Genomic DNA, 16,744 nt, shown 5'->3' with positions numbered 1-16,744 from the left:
CAGGCCACGGAGCGTCATCTCGTCATGCCCGGCGGATCAGCATCAGCCCGCAGCCGAAAGCCTTTGCCCGGCCGAAGCCCTTTGGGATCTGACCCAAGAGCGCTTGCGGCTCCCTGACGGACAACCGCCCCGCCATTTCGATCACGCCGAACTGCGGCTGTCCCTTGCGGGATCCGAGGTGAGAGGGCAGCGGGACGACCGAGTAATCGGCCGCCGCGAAATCCGTCACTTCGAAGCCGGCCGCTTCGCCCTGGCGCGCCAGCCAGTCGCGACCGGCGGCTGCGGCGGCGGCCATCCGCGTCTCACGCCGCGCGTCGCTGTCGCGCCCGGAAGGAAGCGCGTGAATGGCATCCATGACCACATCCACCCGCTGCGCGCGGATGCCGGGCGCGACTCTGCGTGTGCGCGTGGCATTGGCGCGCAGCACGAAGCTCAGCCGGTCGCCGGCACGCAGATCAGGCGCAAATGACTTGCTCTCGGGCGGCAGGAACAGCCCCGCGCCATCGGCGCCAGGCAGCCGAGACGAAAGAATCAGGAAGCGCCCGCTTCCCTCGGCCCGCCATAGGAAATCGCGGTTGCAGTCAGAGCTGTCCGCGAAGAGTGCCCAGATCAGCCGGTGGTGCGCATCCATGATCCGCCCACGCGCAGGATCGTGCAGGCGGTCGCCGGCCGATCTTTCAACAGGGTCGATCAGCGCCTTCAGCGCCGTGGTTGCTGGACTACGCGCCAGCGTCACGCGCGAAAGATATAGCGTCATGCCGATCCCTCGGCATTGGGGCGGTGAAGGAACACGGCACGTTGCGCGAAATGCCATTTCGCCCGCTCGACCGGCAGATCGTTTCGGCTGTCCTGAATGTCACCAGGCGCCAGCGGCTCGTCAGAGGCAACCAGCCGCAGCGCGCCGTCATACCCGAACGGCGGACGCTTTGCCTGCGCCAGCGCCTGCAGCGGACCTTCGGCTTCGACCATAAGCGGCGCGGGAGGCGCAGCGAGCGGGCAGGACTTGCGCCCCAGATAAAGCGTGAAGACCGGCTGGCGCAGAGCCTGCGCCAGGTCTTCCAACGTTCCCGTCCAGCCCAGCCCTGGCCAGAGCGCCACCGCGTGCGCGACGCCCACCCGATAGTCGCGCAGGGTGATGGTGGTGTTCGTATGTCGCCCCGCCCGAGCGATGGCGGCGAGGCGGCTATCAGGGTTGCGGGCGGCGGCAGTAGGGACTGTCTCGACCGTATGGTAGTCGCGCAAGGGCACGCCCTCGTCGATCACCCCCACCGCCATCCGCAGCGCATCAAGTTGGGCGAAACCTGCATCATCGCCGCGCCGGATGCCCATCGCTGCCCCCACCAGTCCGATCACTGCCGAGCGCCCGGGCCAGGTCAACGTGCCGCGACGCTCGTGCCCCGCCAGTTCTCCCATCGCGCCGAGGGCGGCGCAAAGCGTAAAGACCAGATGCTCAGCCATCCGCCGCCACCGCCGACGCCGCGAGACCGGCTATGTCGCCGAGACTGCCCCGCCCGGCCGCGACATCCATCACAGCCTCGCGTGCGGGCGCGCTGTCATACGCCGCGTCGATCCGGCGGCGCATCGCTTCCAGCGCGGCGGCCGAGGCGGCGAGCAGATCCTCGCCCTGCACCGGCTTGAGGAAGGCACCCGTGAGATCGCGGGGAGCTTGGCTGCCCATCTCAACCAGGATGTAGCTCGCAAACGGGTGATGGGCATGGCTGTTCTGCTTGCCCTTGGGCGTGGCGGTCGCGAGCGCTCGGGCCAGCGCGTCGAGCCCCCGCGCCGCAAGCTCGCGATCGCCGTCCAGATTCTCAACCAGAAGATCGGCGTTCACACAGGCGTAAAGGTAGTAAACACCCGAACCGAAGGCGTGTTCGCCCAGATGCGCCCCGCCTGCATCCTCGTCGCGGGTCTTGAGGTCGTCAACGGCGGTGAAGAAGTCGTCCTCCGATTGGGCTCGGTGGGTGGTGATGGCGTGGCCGACCTGCACCGCCGCCTCTCGGTTGAAGTCGGGGTTGTCGGCCAGCATCCGGCCGAACATGGCAATATCCACAGCCCCGCCAGCGCTGCGCAGCACGATCTTGGCCAAGTCCTTTTCGGATGGCATCACCTCGCCCTGCGCGACCTTGCGCGCAAGGTCCAAGGCGTGGGCCCGTTCCTCGGGCGAGACGAAGGCCAGCGTCGTACCCTGCACCAGCGCAGGGTGCTTCTTGTCCACCGCCTCGATCTTGCCGAAGACCTTCGCGACTGCCTCCGCGATCTCGCGTGCCTTCGCGGCATCCACGCCATCCGCTTCCAATTCCTTGCGGATCACGTCGCCCATGCGTTTGGTTCGTTCACCGAGCGACCCAGCCAAGGCCTGCTGAAAGCTGTCGGACATGCGCACAGCCCGCTTGATCGATTGGCTGGACAGCCGCAGCCGGGGTACGCCGCCGTAATGCGCCTCTTTCGGGCGGCCCTGATCGTCACGGTTGGGGTTCGACGGGGGATAGACCGTCAGCAGGTGGAATTGCAGAAAGGTGGTCATTCGGCTTCTCCTCGGTGGCAGCGGCCGGGCGCGGAGGCGCGGCGCCGTAGTAATCGAAACACCAGCGAATGCGGGGCTTTTCACCCCAGAACAGGACATCCTCGGCAAGCGCGGCCACGTTGCAGGCTCGGTCGATCATCGGCAGGGCGCGGCGCAGGCTGGTCGCCAACTCCCCCCGGTCGTCCGACCGGATAAGGCGCTGAAAGCGCAGGGGTGAGAGGGGCTTGGGATCCCCCGCGCCGAAGGCCTGCGCAATCCGGCGTCCCTCGTGCCGCTCGACATTTGCCAGCACCTGCGCCAGCGCGGCAAGGGTCAGCGGATCGGTACGACGGTGCAGCCGGTCGTGCAACTCGATCACCCAACTCTCGGCCAGGATGTCGGTGGCATGATCCGCCCGCCGCAGCCTTGCCCGCAGGGCGCGGGCCGAGCCAGTGTCCTCATCGGGGCGCAGGTTCCGCTGCCACCAGGCAAGGGCGACCTGGCCCGGCGTCCTCGTTGCGTCGCTCATGCGGCCTCCTTCTTGCGAACCCGGGGCTGCAAGCCAAGCTTCAAATAGGCTTCCTTGCCGAGCTTGCTCCAACCGGCGAAGGCTGCGCGCAGCCTCTCGCGCGCCATGATGATCTCCTGCATCACCTCGGGACGCTCCTCATCGAGTCCTGGCAGCGCCTCCCGGTCGAAAATTCCAAGCGCCGTCGCCTCCATCGCGCGCAACCAGCGCGCCGCGGTGTCCGAAGCCGGCGTGCCGACCAGCAGGTCGCCGACGCCCTCCTCAAACGATGCCTGCGTAGTGATGAAGAACTCTTCGCGCAGGGCATCGAGCGCGCTGCCCTCTCCTGCCACGACTTTCAATGCTCCACGCAGGGCGAGACCGTAGGATTCCGCTGACTGGATAAAGGCGATAAGGGTCAGCCCGGCCTCGTCGCCGATCGAGAGAAGCGGCTGGCGCGACCAGGTAAAATCGCGGGGCTTCATGTTGTCCATCGCCCAGCCGGCCACAATTACGGTGGCGCATGCCCTGTCGCGCGACAGCACGCGCCGTTCATAGCCATCGAGGGTCTTGGCACGCCGTCGCAGGTCGCCCTCATCTCCTGGCATATCCATGACTACGCCCAGCCAGTTGCGATAGCCGAAAGCCCCGGCTCGGGGATGCATCGGCAGAAGCTCGGAACCCGCCTTTTGCCGGTAATAGGGGGTCAGTGGATGTTCCCACCCCGCGTAATTTGCACCATTAGGCTTCTGGATCACGCCGGTGACCTGGGCGCCCCCCCTCAGTTGCAACCTGCGCGGCATTCCGAAAAACGCTTCGGCGGGATGAGCAGTCTCCGGATATACCTCAGAACCCTTGGCCTCGGATGTGCGGGTCGGACGCATCCACGGCAGTACCTCCGGTCCGGCAGACCGGCCATCAGGAACATTTGCCCAGACCAGATCCCACAGGTTCCCTTGTCCAGGATCGACCAGCGTGACCATCGGCCCGCCGCCGCGCATCGAGGTTCGGTTGCCTGCTCCACCCGCAGGCGCATGGGCTTGAAGCGTGTAAAGCGCCATTGCCGCCAGCGGCAGTTCCAGCGCCGGATAACGATTTCGTCGTACCATCAGGTCGGCATTGTTGCGCGCGGCATTGCCGCCCGCCGAGTCGATGAACAGCATGTCGGGCGGGTTCGGATCACCTTTCAGCAAGTCGAAATCCTGCAGGAAGCGCGGCCCATCGCCCATCAGGTCGAAGGCAGGGGCAAGCGGAGCTAACCGCTCGCGCAGGCGCTGCGCATCGGGCTTGCGGGAGCGCCAGTCGAATGCATCGGCAGGCGGATCAGCCAGAAAGACGAGACCGATCAGCAGTTCGAGGCATGCGATGTTCAGATCGGCGCGCGGCCACCTGGGAAAGATGACGCCCGGCTCGGCGATCTGGTCGGGGCGGATGACACTTGGGCCATCATCGGAACGGCGGACGGCAATCCAGGGATCGGAAATGAGATTGAGGGTCACAGAAGCTCCAACAATGATGAAACCATATGGATGCAATGGTTGCCCTGTCTGCGCGCAAGCATGCTACACCTTTGCTCAAGGATGAGATGTCAGGGCATTTTCTGCCGTTGCCTAACCCCCGTTGCCTGGGCCGCGCATTGGCGTGCGCGACGAGCTTCGCAGCTGAAGCCCGGACCACCTTGGTCGGGGCATTTTCATGCTGTCACAATGGACACCGATCGGTCAAGGCGCGCTATGGAGCCGAGGGCTGCTGTCTTAGACCCCGCACGTGCGAGGAACGAAATTAAGCCCGTGTCGAGCCAAGGGCTGCTGTCGGGGCATCTCCGCACGTGCGAAGATCATCTCCACACAAGACCCGAGTTCTCGTAATAGAACAACCCCTCGCAAATCTTCCCGCCCTCATCCACCGGACAAACCGTCACCGACGCGCGGCGCCACTCCGGCCAGTCTTTTGTAGCGACAAGGATCTCGGGCGCGGACTGGTCGGGAAGAGGCAGGCGGTCCAGCCGCGCCTTTGCGGCAGCCACCTCAGAAAGCTTCCAAAGGTCTGCCAGCATCTCCGTGCCATGCGCCCACGGCTGAAGTGCGCCCTCACGGCGGCGGGCCAGAACCAGCGTGCGTGTCTCACGCCCCAGCCGGGTGGGATAGCGCGTGTCATCCGCCCCAGCCGCGCCCTGTCGATAGCCGGAACCGAAGTCGATGACGTTCTGGTCGCCCAGCGAGCGGCGGGCATAGCCCTCTCCGATACGCTCCTGCTCGGCGGCGACAAGAACAGGTGGGATCGGGGCGGCCCCATCGCCATGTACGGCCTCGATCAGGTCGCGCAGCTCGGAGGGCGCATTCATCTCGCCTCGACGGAACAGGAGGGCGGCGGTGCGCCATTGGTCCGCCAGCGGATAGACCCATGCGCCGCCATCCAGCACCTGGTGCAGCCAGCGCGCACCGGGCACCTCGGAAGGATCAGGCGAGACGACATGCAGCACGGGCCGGGAAACGGGGCGCTGGTTTTGCGGCCGCTCCTCCATGTGGCGCCAGAGCCGCCCGGCGCGCTGGATCAGCGCAGCCATCGGCGCAAGGTCAGACACCATCACGTCGAAATCCAAGTCCAAGGAAGATTCTACCACCTGGGTTGCTACGAGCACCTTTCCTGCCCGGGTCGCGCCTTTTCGGCCGAAGCGCGCCAGCTCGGCCGCCTCGATCCGCTTTCGGTCGCATAGCGCGAAACGGGCGTGCAGCAACGAGGCCTCCACTCCGCGTTCGCGCAGCAGATCGACCGCTGCGATCGCATCGTCCACGGCATTGCGCACCCAGACGCAGGCCGCCCCCGTCGCGGCTCTGCGGACCAATAGATCGGCGGCAACCGAGGCATCCGGCAGCCTCTCGACCTTCACGATCCCCTTCCGACTGGGAGTTGAGCTAACGGGCACCGTGCGTGCCCCAAAAATCGTCAGCGAGGGATACGCCGGATCGTGATCTGCCGCCCAGTCCAGCCCAGCGCCCCGGGCAAAAGCACGGCTCAGGCGCCCACGAGCGGCCAGCGGCAAAGTGGCTGTCAGCAGGATGGCTGATCCACCCTGCGCGGCGTGGGCCTGTAACAGGTGCTCGAGCAGGACCGCCATATAACCATCGCCCGAGATCTCGTGGGCTTCGTCAACCAGAAGAATCTTCGATGAAAGGCCCCACAGCCGCAACGCCGAGAAGCGCGCACGCATCACCGAGAGCAACGCCTGGTCCACTGTCCCGATCCCTACGTTGGCCAGCAAAGCGCGCCGCCGGTCAGCCCCCAGCCATTCCGTGCAGGTCACATCGTCGCTGCCGTCCCTTGCACGGTACTGCAGGTCGCGGAACGGCACCGACAATCCCGCGCGCCCATGAGCCAGGGTGACGGTCGGCCCGTTCAGCATCCGCCCCACGACCCCTGACACCCGGACGAACATCGCATCCGCCGTCGCCATGGTCGGCAACGCGAAGAACAGGCCTCTGCCCTTACCGGCCAGCAACATACGCTGCGCGAGGATCAGCGCGGCCTCCGTCTTGCCCGCTCCAGTTTCGTCCTCGATGAAGGCGAGCATCGGCCCGCCGGGCAGTGGCGCAGAGGACGCTGCCTCCTGCATCGGGCGCAGCGCGAAATCGAACAGCCTGCTGTCGCGGGCGTTGACACCGGCAAGCCCCGCCTCCGGCACGCAGAGCGCGGCGGCTTTGCGGGCCAAGGCGAGATAGTCGGCCAGGGGCAGGCCAGGGGACCTTGACGGAAACCAGTCAGGGTTCGACCCGATCCAGTCCGCCGCCGTGGTCAGGCCCGCCAGCCACCAAGACAACGCCACTGCATGGGCGCCATCAACGCCTGCCAAAGACGCGGCAGGCCACAGATCCGCCAAGGCGGCGATCGCTACAGGCACGTCAGCCGCTGCCTCGGCACCTGCGCTGTCGCGCATGCGCGCGAAGAACCGTGTGTCACGTCTCGATGGCCGTCCGTGGTGACCGGCAATGGCGGGAATCAAAGCTTCCATTGCCCAAGGGTCGGCTTGCAATCGGTGTTCCAGCACTTCATCGCCCAGCAGCCAGGCTTCCGTGAGCTCCCAATGGAGCGCAGCCTGAGGCTTGCCCTCGCGGATCATTGCCCGAAAGCCTGCTCCGATCTTGCCCAGGTCATGGAGAGCCACCAACAGGACAAAGGCCGCCTTCCAGTTCTCGGGCACGGGACTCGGGCGCAGAAGCTCCTCTGCAACGGCAGCCACGTCGAGCATGTGGTAAAGGGCGGGATGCTCAGGCCCATCATTGCGCGCACTTTTCCCAGGCCAGCCCAACAGACGAGAAGACGTGATGTTCTGTCGGTTAAAGGGGGTGTGACAAGCTACCACGCTCACTGAGGCCGTCCTATTACCTGAAGAAAGAACAATACCAATCTGGCTCCCTCTTGATAAGTGGACCTCACGGTGTGATCCCGGATGGCCATCGAGTCGACGATCGAGGTGGAGTTTGGCGACTTCAAACACCGGCCGAACGGATAGCCCGATGACCAACGCCAACATGGGCGTGTTCGAGCTTCTGGCAAAGCATTATTAGTATCCGGAAAACCTCCTGCGCTCGAACGCCGAACCTGTCTCACAGCCGATCATGGAGGCAGATGTGGAAGGCCAAATCGGCGTGAGCCTGCACGAGCGCACCGGCGAGCGCACCCTCGGCGAAACGGGTATCGCGAACGCGCGCTCGATACCCGACTGGTCACGCTGAACCACATGGAGATCGAGATGAACCAGAAGGCAACTCCGGTCGCGCCGGTCAGGCTTGCGGCATGCCCGAGTCCGAGCGCGCCGATTGCGGAGCCGAGGTCGCGCCAGAAGCGGTAGATGGCGATGGCCGCGCCGCGCCAGGTGGGCGGCGTGATGTCGCGATGACCGACGCCAAGGGCGACCGCTCGCTGCGTCAGGCAAGCAGGTCAATCCCGACGTCTATGTCCACATCACGGAACGGCGTCCGGATGGCATCGTCATCCGCGGTACCAAGGCCATCGTCACGGGTGCGCCCTACATGCACGAGTTCCTTGTCATGCCCTGTCGCACCCATGTGCCCGAGGATAGCGCCTTCGCCGTGTGCTGCGCAGTTCCCTGCGACGCGCCCGGCGTGACGATCATCTCGCGGCCGGCGGGGCAGCCGGGGAATGCCGCCGCGAAGTTCTTGGCCAAGTACGGACAGGCGGTGGCGATGGTGGTCTTCGATGACGTTTTCGTGCCGCACGACCGCGTTTTCCTGGCGGGCGAGACCGAGGAGGGCGGGTTTCTGACGACCTCCTATGCCACCCACCATCGTCAATCCTGCATCGGTGCGCGCGCGGGCTTCGGCGACCTGCTGATCGGGGCCGGGGCGCTGATGATCGAGGCCAACGGCCTCGATGCGGATCGGCACGCGCATATCCGCGATCAGATGGTCGAGCTGATCGGCCCAGCAGCTCCGCCACCAAGCCAAAAACGCCGCTTCCGCTGCAGCCGCGCCATAGTCACCGTTTAAATCGCCCGGTAAATAGAGGCGATCGCGATGGTGGAGGCGTGGCTGATGGAACAATGTGCTGCGCAAATGGAAGTTGCCACATCACCTGCACTCCTGTCTGAGCGATCTTTCGAGGCGCTCGCCGCTGCGGACCTCCAACGGCTCGCAGAGTTGGCCATTGATGATTTGCAGCGGCTGTTCGCGAGGCGACCCGGCACGGGCGACCTTTATCGGGACCGTTTACTGATGCTGTGCCTTTGCCAAGGTGGTGCCGAGCATTTCGTTCGACATGCGCGTGGCGTGAAGGATCTCGACGTCTGGGCCTTTTTTTCCGAGCATCCGGCGCGGCCGTTCCCATGCCGCCGCCGTGGCGTTCAAGACTTCGGGCCCTCGCATCTGGGACGCCATCCCAACGATGTCGGCTTCAGAGGGCGGCGCGTTGACATCATCGGCCGATCCATCCGGTGCAACACGGACCAGTCTGCGATCGATTCCGTTCTCGAGTGGCTCAGAAACGGGAAGACCAAGAGCGCCAGCTTGATATCGCAGCGCCCTGTAATTTGCATTCACCCGCGGAGCGACTGTGGGAGAGTCATCTGGGACCCTGGTGAGGCCTCGAGCCCGGCTTGAGCCGCTTCATTGGCGAGTCCAAGGGGATCGCGCCGATGATGTGGCCGGATTCGAGGAAGCTGGCGTCATCGTTGCGCACGTCGATGATCAGCACCTCTTCCTGGTGTTCCGCCAGCCAGTCGGTGCTGACCAGCGGACCCGGAAGGTCGGCGGCCCAGGCCGTGCTTGCCATCAGGCAGAAAGTGCCCGCTGTGGCGTAGACGTGTCTCATGATGTTCCTCCGTTGAGTTGTCCGGTGACGACCGGCCAGGCCATCCTTTGTCCGCCTGTGCAGCGGCGCGGCCCCCCGGCAGGGCTTCGAAACGCGGCAAGTCTGAACGTCTGTTTCGGCTGCCAGGATCGTCTCGGGCATGGCTCCCGGGTTGTGGACCATGACAGAATCACTATCCTTCAATTCATCGCTTGAATGATCTTTCGTCCGGAGACGCTCCGTGTCAATCAGCCCGAAGACAGCCCTCCTCGAGGAGTACGCCCTCGTCGCCCGTGCCCTTTCGGCTCCGGCCAGGCTGTCGCTCCTCGAACAGCTCGCGCAGGGTGAACGCGGCGTGGAGGCGCTGGCCGAAAAGACCGGCCTCACCGTCGCCAATTGCTCGCAGCACCTGCAGCAGTTGCGTCGCTCGGGCCTCGTCACCAGCCGCCGCGACGGCAAGGCAGTGATCTATCGTCTGACCGACGCCAGGACGCTCACGTTGATGGACCTGCTCCGCGTCGTCGCCGAACGCAACCTCGCGCAGGTCGAGCGCATCCTGCGCGGGCTCTCGGGCGGCGAGGACGCCCCCGAACCCGTCAGCCGCGCGGAGCTCGCCGCGCGGCTCGCGGAGGGCTCCGTCACTGTGCTCGATGTCCGGCCTGCCGACGAATACGCCGCGGGCCACATTCCCGGGGCGCTGAACGCCACCCTGACAGAGCTGGACCGGCTTCTCTCGACGCTCGCGCCGGACGCCGAGATCGTCGCCTATTGCCGCGGTCCGTACTGCGTCTACGCCCACCAGGCCGTCGCCACCCTGCGCCGCCACGGCCTCAACGCGCGGCGGCTGGAAGGCGGTTTGCCGGAGTGGCGCGAGGAGGGAAGACCGGTGCTGGCCGCCATGCCGTGAGCCAACGAGACGCCCTTCACGATCACTGATCAGGTCCCCTCTTGATGGCGGCAGAGATCGCGCATCATCCTGCAAGGCGGGAGTGGAGTGCGGAGCTTCCATCTGCCCACTGGGCGGGCATCTGATTGTTCACGTGGTCCATAGGAAAGCTGTTCGATGAGCCTGTTCACCGGCCTCTCTGCATTTCCCCTGACGCCCACGGATGAGGAGGGGCGCCTGAACCCTGACCTGCTGTGCCGGTTCCTGGAGCGCATCCTGGCTGCCGGCGCGGACTCCATCGGTCTGCTGGGCAGCACCGGCGGCTATCCGTATCTCACACCCGTTGAGCGCAAGCGCACGCTTCGCGCCGCTGTCGAATGCGTTGCGGGACGAACGCCCGTCATCGTCGGGGTCGGTGCGCTCCGTACCGACGTGGCCGAGGACCTCGCCCGGGACGCGAAGAGAGCTGGAGCCGACGGCCTCCTGTTGGCGCCCATGTCCTACCAGCCGCTCACGCAGGATGAGGTGTTCCGGCATGTCGAAGTCGTCGCCGCGGCTGGAGATCTGCCCCTGTGCATCTACAACAATCCCCGGACGACGAACTTCACCTTCACGCGCGACCTGATCGGGCGGCTCTGAAACCTGTCTGCTGACGGGTCGCACAACCTTGCGCAGCGGGAGCGGCGCTGCCGGCTTGTGCCGCTTGGCGGAGACTGAAATGTCTCCTGTCATGGATGGACAGATCGAGAACTGGGACGACCTGAAGCTGTTTCTGGCTGTGGCGCAGGCGGGCACGCTGTCGGGCGCGGCACGGACGCTGGGGGTGAACCATTCCACCGTTTTTCGCCGCATCGGGGGCTTCGAGGAGACGCTGGGGGTGCGGCTGTTCGACCGGCTGCCGAACGGCTACGCACTGACCGCTGCGGGCGAAGCGATGCAGGAGAGCGCCCTGCGCGTCGAGGAGGAGATGGTTGCGATCGGCCGCAGGGTCACCGGTCGCGACCTGCGGCTGAGCGGCACGGTGAGAATCACCACGGTGGACATGCTCGCGCAGGGCCTTCTGCCAAGGCACTTGGCCGCATTCCAGCGAGCCTATCCGGGCATCGAGCTCGAACTGACGGTCGGAAACGCCGCGCTGAGCCTGACACGCCGCGAGGCGGATGTCGCGCTGCGGGTCGGCAACCAGCCGCCGGAAACGCTGGTCGGGCGGCGGGTGGGTCGCCTGGTATTTGCGGTCTACGGTTCCGCAGGTGCGGGCGATGCTGAAACGCCGCTGACCGAACGAGCGTGGATCGGCTTCGACGCCGAGCACGCGCCGCTCGTCCGCCGCCTCGCCGCGTTCCTGCCGCAGGTCCGCCCGACCTTTCGCGTGAACTCGGTTGCCGCCGCCCTCGCCGCCGCCAGGGCGGGGATAGGGCTGGCGACACTGCCGTGCGGCCTGGCCGATCCGGAACCAGGTCTCGTGCGCGTGGCGGATCTGCCCGACGACTTCGCGCTCGACCTGTGGCTCCTCACCCACGAGGATCTCCGCCGAACCGCGCGCATCCGCGTCTTCATGGACTTCCTGGCCGAGGAAATCGCGAAAGAGGCGTCGCTGCTCGAGGGCGGGGAACGGCAAGCGGCAGAGGCGCGGCCCGAAGGGCAGGGCGCCTGATTGCCGGGGGGCAGTCAAGCAGCGGAGCGACGCAGCCGTGCGGACAGCGTGCTTGTGCATCTGTGCAAGGCCTGCTTGTCGGGATGGCGAATGGATAACTCCGGTCGCACAGCCCACATTGGGGTCAGGGCAGCATCGGAACGGTTCTCCTGCCGGAACCCGGGCCGCCGACAATGAAGTTTACCGGAGTAAGAGACATGCTGAAGACAACTGCTTCCCTCACCGCACTGCTGCTTGCCGCCACCCTGTCCGCCACCCCGGCTGTGGCCGCGAGCGAGCAGGCTCATGACGGGCATGACGAAGCCGCTCAGATGCTGTCGCTTGACGACGGACAGAAGTGGCAGACCGACGCGCCGCTGCGCGCCGCGATGGAAACCATCCGCAACGCCGCTGCGCCGATGGTCGCCGACAATGGAACGTCCCCGGCAGAGTACGGTGCCCTTGCTGCCGCGGTCGAATCCCAGGTGGACTACATGATCGCGAATTGCGAGCTCCCGCCCGATGCGGACGCCCAGCTTCACGTGCTGCTGGGGCAGGTCATCGAGGGTGCAGAGCAACTCACCGGCGACGAACCGGAAGCAGGGATGACCCTCGTCGCCGAAGCCCTCGAGGCCTATGACGCGCATTTCGCTCACGAGGGATGGGAGCCGCTCACCAACTGAGCCTCGTCCAGTTGAGCCTTGATACCATTGAAGGCTCGAGAGCCTCGCTCCCGGCACGTGCGGAGAGCATGGCCAGCCTCGCGTGAAAGCGGGGCTGGTCGCGGGTCCAGAGCCGGCCCGCTTCTCGCCTCGCCTGTCGCTGCACAGTGCAGTGAAACACCGGACTGCGCAGTGCCTTCCGGGCTGCTCAGAGGCGCACTTTCCCGGCTTTCAGGCGTGTTGTGTCCTGAGAGGATTCCTAAGCGGGCGTTGTACCGCAGAAACGAGAAATCAAGCCGGGAGAGCCGGCGAGTTCACCAAAGGCGATGAACCGGGCAGGGGATTTGCACGGTCGGGCTGACCCGCAGATTCTCTCGCGTGCCCGGTCTGCAACGCGCGACTGAGAACACCTAACAAGACCTTCTGATCTGGTGGAGCCCGATGAGGCCGCAGCCGAGGATCACGAAAGCATCGTGGATGTCGGCGCGTCGCTCATAGCGTCTGGCGAGGCGGCTAAAGCGGTTGAGGATGCCAGCGTTCGAGTGAGGAGGCGCAAGCGTTACATCATGACCGATATGCTCGGCTTGCTCCTGTTTCCCGTCGTTCAACCGGCCGGCATCCAAGACCGCGATGGCGACCCGGACGTCTTCCGCTCGATCCGGCACCGGTTTCCTTGGCTGCGCCACGTTCACCGATGGCGGCTATGCCGGGGATAAGCTGAAGGCAACGCGCAGCGGCCGCGGCGACTGGACGCTCGAGATCACCAAGCGTTCCGACACCGCGAATGGGTCGAGGTTCTGCCGCGTCGACGGGTCGGTCGAGCGAACATTCGCATGGCTCAGGCAATGCCACAGATTGGCAAAGGACGAGGAGCGATCGTTGGAAAGCTCAACGGCCTGGACACTGATCGCAGGCATCAGGCTTATGACACCGCATTTCGCAAGATACTGCGATTTCGCATGAGCCCTTGAGTCAGCCTCTCAGGCAGGCCAGGCGCCCGTCCGTCAGCTTTCGTCAGAAGGCATAGCGCATGCCGACGAGCAGGTCGAAGGTCTCGAACTTGCCGTCGAAGCTCTCGCCGTCGGGGCCGTCGAAGTCACCCGACTCGGTCTGGAACCACCGTCCCTCTGCGTAGAGGCTCACCTTCGGGTTCAGTTCGTAGTCCACGCCGCCGATCAACTGGTAGGCCAGCAACTTGTCGGCGTCGAAATCCTGGCCGCCGGCGCTCATCTCCACGTTGGCCCCGCCGATGCCGGCGCCGAGATAGGGCTGAACCGCCCCGGTCGCGCCCATGCCGTCGAACATGTAAAGCGCATTGAACATGAGGACGTTGGCAGAAGTGTCGCCGTCGGCCTTGCGCAGCGCCGGGACACTTCGAGGACCTGATCCACAAAGGCGGCGATCCCCGTAGAGGCGGCGAGGGCTTTTGCGAGCGCCACGATCCCGCCCCGCCGGCGCGATAGCGTCTCGGCGCTCCAGCGCTGGTCAGGCGTCAGAAAGCCGTTCGCCAGGAGCAGGTCGTCCGCGCCCTCCCCGGGGCTCTTCTTCGACGCGCCCGGCAGTTTTCGCTTCGCCGCGAGACGGGCACGCAAAGCGGCTTTCTTGTCTGACACCAGCGCGTCGGCGGCGTCGAGGGACTCAATGGATTGCTCGCGGCAGATGTTGTCCCGGGACGTGCGGCCCAGAGCCGTGACGATCGGTGCGATGTGATCTCCGCGCCCCTCGCTCCCTCTCCTGTCAGATGGAAGGCGACTATCCGTTCTCGAAGAAGAGCCTGTCATGCGCTTCACAGGCAATTGGTCGCGAGGAGCTCTGCGGCCACGACATTTGACGGCAGCCTCGAGACCGATCGCGCACTGCCGCGCATCCGCAGTGCCGTGGGGCGACGTGACGGCGATCAGACGTTCGTATTCACGGCGACCCCGTGGCTGCGATCATAGCCGTTTACGGCCGGCGGCTCCCATCCCTCCGGCAGGCGGTCGGCACGGTAGATGTCCACGTACATCTCGTTGCAGATCGCCAGATCCGAGGAGTGCGTCGTCGAACAGTCGCCGCCCGGACACGCGGACAAGACCCCCAGGAGATCGATCTCGGCGAACATCTCGAGGTAATCGCCCACCCGCACGGGCGAAGCCTTCATGAAGTATTGCCCGGTTTCGCGCAGGAAGCCGGTGCACATGAAGACGTTCAGCACGTCATGCACGTAGGGTTCAGCTTGCCGCAGGGGCAGGCCGGTGGCCTCGGCGAGCGCCCGCGTCAGGTTCGAGTGGCAGCAATGGTGATACTGCCCGCCGCCCGAAAGCAGGTTGTTGGTGTAGGGATCGCAGCGGGTGCCGATCACGTCGTGAACGCCGCCACCGAACGCGTCAAAGCCATACCAGTCGAGCGTGTCATGGGTGATCGTCGCCATGGGTCGCAGGTAGGGAAAGCTCGAGAACATCTGGTCCCCCAAGCCCAGATGGGTGCCGTTCAGCGCTCGTGTCTTTCCGGAATAGAAGCGTTCATCGATATTGTCGGCGTTGAACAGGTTCAGGTCGCCCACCTGCGGGCCGGCCACCGAAATCCGGAAGAAACATCCCTGTGGCACGTGGAAGCTGGCGGCATCCCGAGGCGGGATGATGACACGTTCGATCAGTGTCAGGTCGCCGCGCACGGCCTCGTAGCGCGCGAGATCGGGGCGCGGCAGGCGCCCGACCGGATAGCAGACCACCGGAGCGACAGCCCTGCGCGCCTCGGCATCGGCAGGTGCGGGGGAATTCGAGAGGGTCTTCAAGGCAGGCTCCCTGTTCAGGATGTTTGGTCTTCTCGGGCCATATCGGGATCGAAGATCGCGTCCGGGCGGCGAATGGTCCGCGCGCGGATGATTTCAAGGATGCGTTGCTCGGATTCCAGAAGGTAGATCTGCAGCTCACGCGCAGCCTCGGCGCGCTTGCCGTCGCAGATCAGCGTGCAGATTCCGACGTCGCGCATCACCCATGGAAGTAATGAACGTGCAGTTGGAATCGCCGCGCTGCTCACCGGGAGTTTCATGCTCGCTGAGGTTGCTGGTGGACTGATTTCTGGCTCCCTCGCGTTGCTGGCCGATGCTGGCCACATGTTGACGGACTTCGCCTCGCTCGTCCTCGCGTGGCTGGCCTTCCTCTTCGCACGGCGTCCGGCAACATGGCGAACGACCTATGGTTTCGACCGCCTCAGCGTGCTTACAGCTTTCGTCAACGGCTTGTCCCTGTTCGCCATAGCCGCCTGAATCACCGTCGAGGCGTTCAACCGTCTCTTCGAGCAGGGTGAGGTGATGGGGGGCGTGATGCTGTGGGTTGCCGTCGCCGGGCTTGCCGTCAACATCCTTGCTTTCTGGGTTCTAACCAGAGGCGAGGGCGAAAACCTCAATGTCCGCTCTGCCGCCCTGCACGTAGCGGGCGACCTCCTCGGCTCCGTCCCGGCCATTGTGGCGGCGGTGGTTATCCTCTGGGCCGGCTGGACTCCCATCGACCCCATCCTGTCAATCCTCGTTGTCGTTATCATCCTGCGCTCGGCCTGGAAGGTAGTGCGCGAGAGCGGGCACATGCTTCTGGGAGGTGCTCCGGCGGACTTCGATGTGCGTGAGGTCACGGCGGATCTGACCCAGAACGTTCCTGGAGTGGTCCGCATCCATCATGTTCACGCCTGGTCGATCACACAGGAGCGGCCGATGGTGACGCTGGAAGCGGAGGTCGAGCCTGACGCGAACCCGCAGGTCGTGCGGCGGGCGGTCAAGTCCCGCCTGTTTTCTCGCTTCGGAGTGGAGCACGCCACTGTAGAAATTCAGGAGGCTGGCGGCTCTGAGGAACTGTCTGCGGCGACGACAACGACACTTGAGGTGGCGCCATGATCGTGAGGTTGTTCGTCTGGACCCCGGTTCTGCTTCTCGTGATGTAGGCTGCGCACTGGGCGCCGAGCACCTCCCGAGCAGCCTCCGTTCGTCCGCAGAGTCCGCCCCGCATTGGCGCGGCCCCGCAGGCCTCTGCGGGGCGGGAGTCGGGCATGGTCCAGCCCGCTTGGAGGAGCAGCCGGCGCGCCTCTGCGTCGATGTGGTATTCCCGCGCCGAGAACACCGGCACATGGGCTCACTCACCGCCGCGCCGGCCTGCCGGCCGCGCTCGACAACGAGCGGAGCGATACCGCGGGAAGCCAGATGCGCCGCGGCGGCAAGGCTGACGGAGCGCGTCGGTCGAGAGCGGTCGCACGCTGGATGTCACTGTCCTGA

Annotated in this window: 16 protein-coding genes and 4 pseudogenes; 9 read left to right on the top strand and 11 right to left on the bottom strand. The window is 65.5% G+C overall.

The window, feature by feature from the left end; translation table 11 throughout:
* Window positions 1-22: 22 nt before the first annotated feature.
* The 6 genes from cas6e to cas3 form a co-directional block, all read right to left on the bottom strand.
* Window positions 23-757, bottom strand: coding sequence for a type I-E CRISPR-associated protein Cas6/Cse3/CasE (gene cas6e / locus Q0938_RS12300; protein WP_299362686.1), 735 nt, complete (start codon window positions 755-757; stop codon window positions 23-25).
* Complete coding sequence (gene cas5e / locus Q0938_RS12295) at window positions 754-1,458, bottom strand: type I-E CRISPR-associated protein Cas5/CasD (protein ID WP_299362683.1); 705 nt, start codon at window positions 1,456-1,458, stop codon at window positions 754-756. The genes cas6e and cas5e overlap by 4 nt, the downstream gene beginning before the upstream one ends.
* Window positions 1,451-2,527, bottom strand: a complete 1,077-nt coding sequence (cas7e, locus tag Q0938_RS12290) for a type I-E CRISPR-associated protein Cas7/Cse4/CasC (protein WP_299362681.1) — start codon at window positions 2,525-2,527, stop codon at window positions 1,451-1,453. The genes cas5e and cas7e overlap by 8 nt, the downstream gene beginning before the upstream one ends.
* Window positions 2,466-3,035: a type I-E CRISPR-associated protein Cse2/CasB gene (gene casB / locus Q0938_RS12285; RefSeq protein WP_299362679.1), complete on the bottom strand. Its 570-nt coding sequence runs from the start codon at window positions 3,033-3,035 to the stop codon at window positions 2,466-2,468. Before casB ends, cas7e begins: the two co-directional genes overlap by 62 nt.
* A complete protein-coding gene (gene casA / locus Q0938_RS12280) occupies window positions 3,032-4,513 on the bottom strand; it encodes a type I-E CRISPR-associated protein Cse1/CasA (protein ID WP_299362676.1) in 1,482 nt (493 codons plus the stop codon). Before casA ends, casB begins: the two co-directional genes overlap by 4 nt.
* 338 nt (window positions 4,514-4,851) lie before the next feature.
* Entirely contained in the window at window positions 4,852-7,380 is a 2,529-nt protein-coding gene (gene cas3 / locus Q0938_RS12275; protein WP_299362673.1) for a CRISPR-associated helicase Cas3', read from the bottom strand.
* A 214-nt stretch (window positions 7,381-7,594) separates the two neighbouring features.
* On the opposite strand from cas3, the pseudogene Q0938_RS12270 reads away from it, so the two are divergent.
* From Q0938_RS12270 to Q0938_RS12260, 3 genes and pseudogenes are all read left to right on the top strand, one after another.
* A pseudogene (locus Q0938_RS12270) lies at window positions 7,595-7,749 on the top strand (transposase); the annotation flags it as partial.
* 202 nt (window positions 7,750-7,951) lie between these two features.
* Window positions 7,952-8,254: pseudogene (locus tag Q0938_RS12265) on the top strand (4-hydroxyphenylacetate 3-hydroxylase N-terminal domain-containing protein); the annotation flags it as partial.
* Entirely contained in the window at window positions 8,243-8,521 is a 279-nt protein-coding gene (locus tag Q0938_RS12260) for a 4-hydroxyphenylacetate 3-hydroxylase C-terminal domain-containing protein (protein WP_299362851.1), read from the top strand. The pseudogene Q0938_RS12265 and the gene Q0938_RS12260, both read left to right, overlap by 12 nt.
* Before the next feature lie 571 nt (window positions 8,522-9,092).
* On the opposite strand, the gene Q0938_RS12255 is transcribed toward Q0938_RS12260, so the two are convergent.
* Window positions 9,093-9,341, bottom strand: a complete 249-nt coding sequence (locus Q0938_RS12255; RefSeq protein ID WP_299362670.1) for a rhodanese-like domain-containing protein — start codon at window positions 9,339-9,341, stop codon at window positions 9,093-9,095.
* Between the two features lie 220 nt (window positions 9,342-9,561).
* On the opposite strand from Q0938_RS12255, the gene Q0938_RS12250 reads away from it, so the two are divergent.
* The 4 genes from Q0938_RS12250 (at window position 9,562) to Q0938_RS12235 (ending at window position 12,522) form a co-directional block, all read left to right on the top strand.
* Window positions 9,562-10,227 (top strand): metalloregulator ArsR/SmtB family transcription factor, encoded by a 666-nt coding sequence (locus Q0938_RS12250; RefSeq protein WP_299362667.1) that lies wholly within the window; start codon window positions 9,562-9,564, stop codon window positions 10,225-10,227.
* 156 nt (window positions 10,228-10,383) lie between these two features.
* The gene (locus Q0938_RS12245; RefSeq protein WP_299362665.1) at window positions 10,384-10,845 is read left to right on the top strand and encodes a dihydrodipicolinate synthase family protein; all 462 of its coding nucleotides are present in this window, start codon (window positions 10,384-10,386) and stop codon (window positions 10,843-10,845) included.
* A 91-nt stretch (window positions 10,846-10,936) separates the two neighbouring features.
* Window positions 10,937-11,860 carry a LysR family transcriptional regulator gene (locus Q0938_RS12240; protein WP_299362663.1) on the top strand — a complete coding sequence of 308 codons (924 nt, stop codon included), beginning with the start codon at window positions 10,937-10,939 and terminating at the stop codon, window positions 11,858-11,860.
* A 197-nt stretch (window positions 11,861-12,057) separates the two neighbouring features.
* Window positions 12,058-12,522, top strand: coding sequence for a hypothetical protein (locus tag Q0938_RS12235; RefSeq protein WP_299362661.1), 465 nt, complete (start codon window positions 12,058-12,060; stop codon window positions 12,520-12,522).
* A 389-nt stretch (window positions 12,523-12,911) separates the two neighbouring features.
* Here the strand turns inward: Q0938_RS12235 and Q0938_RS12230 are convergent.
* A pseudogene (locus tag Q0938_RS12230) lies at window positions 12,912-13,028 on the bottom strand (IS5/IS1182 family transposase); the annotation flags it as partial.
* Between the two features lie 103 nt (window positions 13,029-13,131).
* Between Q0938_RS12230 and Q0938_RS12225 the strand changes: the two are divergent.
* Window positions 13,132-13,464 carry a hypothetical protein gene (locus Q0938_RS12225; RefSeq protein WP_299362659.1) on the top strand — a complete coding sequence of 111 codons (333 nt, stop codon included), beginning with the start codon at window positions 13,132-13,134 and terminating at the stop codon, window positions 13,462-13,464.
* A 51-nt stretch (window positions 13,465-13,515) separates the two neighbouring features.
* Here Q0938_RS12225 and Q0938_RS12220 read toward each other — a convergent pair whose 3' ends face one another.
* From Q0938_RS12220 to Q0938_RS12210, 3 genes are all read right to left on the bottom strand, one after another.
* Entirely contained in the window at window positions 13,516-13,863 is a 348-nt protein-coding gene (locus Q0938_RS12220; protein WP_299362850.1) for a P44/Msp2 family outer membrane protein, read from the bottom strand.
* Window positions 13,864-14,398: 535 nt separating this feature from the next.
* On the bottom strand, window positions 14,399-15,274 hold the full coding sequence (locus Q0938_RS12215) for a DUF1989 domain-containing protein (RefSeq protein WP_299362657.1): 876 nt from the start codon (window positions 15,272-15,274) through the stop codon (window positions 14,399-14,401).
* Window positions 15,275-15,288: 14 nt separating this feature from the next.
* Window positions 15,289-15,531 (bottom strand): hypothetical protein, encoded by a 243-nt coding sequence (locus tag Q0938_RS12210; RefSeq protein ID WP_299362655.1) that lies wholly within the window; start codon window positions 15,529-15,531, stop codon window positions 15,289-15,291.
* Here Q0938_RS12210 and Q0938_RS12205 point away from each other — a divergent pair.
* Window positions 15,530-16,369 (top strand): annotated as a pseudogene (locus tag Q0938_RS12205) (cation diffusion facilitator family transporter). The gene Q0938_RS12210 and the pseudogene Q0938_RS12205 overlap by 2 nt on opposite strands.
* Window positions 16,370-16,744 lie beyond the last annotated feature (375 nt).

The sequence above is a fragment of the uncultured Paracoccus sp. genome, assembly GCF_947496875.1.
Classification (GTDB): Bacteria; Pseudomonadota; Alphaproteobacteria; order Rhodobacterales; family Rhodobacteraceae; genus Paracoccus.
The sequence above is the reverse complement of the archived record's forward strand: the minus strand, read 5'-3'. Positions and strand labels throughout refer to the sequence as shown.

What these genes read in the sequence shown, in the direction of transcription:
- Q0938_RS12210 (WP_299362655.1), bottom strand. Translation starts at nt 15,531, where the DNA reads ATGAAACTCCCGGTGAGCAGCGCGGCGATTCCAACTGCACGTTCATTA.
- cas5e (WP_299362683.1), bottom strand. Translation starts at nt 1,458, where the DNA reads ATGGCTGAGCATCTGGTCTTTACGCTTTGCGCCGCCCTCGGCGCGATG.
- Q0938_RS12235 (WP_299362661.1), top strand. Translation starts at nt 12,058, where the DNA reads ATGCTGAAGACAACTGCTTCCCTCACCGCACTGCTGCTTGCCGCCACC.
- Q0938_RS12245 (WP_299362665.1), top strand. Translation starts at nt 10,384, where the DNA reads ATGAGCCTGTTCACCGGCCTCTCTGCATTTCCCCTGACGCCCACGGAT.
- Q0938_RS12225 (WP_299362659.1), top strand. Translation starts at nt 13,132, where the DNA reads ATGGCGACCCGGACGTCTTCCGCTCGATCCGGCACCGGTTTCCTTGGC.
- Q0938_RS12240 (WP_299362663.1), top strand. Translation starts at nt 10,937, where the DNA reads ATGGATGGACAGATCGAGAACTGGGACGACCTGAAGCTGTTTCTGGCT.
- cas6e (WP_299362686.1), bottom strand. Translation starts at nt 757, where the DNA reads ATGACGCTATATCTTTCGCGCGTGACGCTGGCGCGTAGTCCAGCAACC.
- casB (WP_299362679.1), bottom strand. Translation starts at nt 3,035, where the DNA reads ATGAGCGACGCAACGAGGACGCCGGGCCAGGTCGCCCTTGCCTGGTGG.
- Q0938_RS12255 (WP_299362670.1), bottom strand. Translation starts at nt 9,341, where the DNA reads ATGAGACACGTCTACGCCACAGCGGGCACTTTCTGCCTGATGGCAAGC.
- cas7e (WP_299362681.1), bottom strand. Translation starts at nt 2,527, where the DNA reads ATGACCACCTTTCTGCAATTCCACCTGCTGACGGTCTATCCCCCGTCG.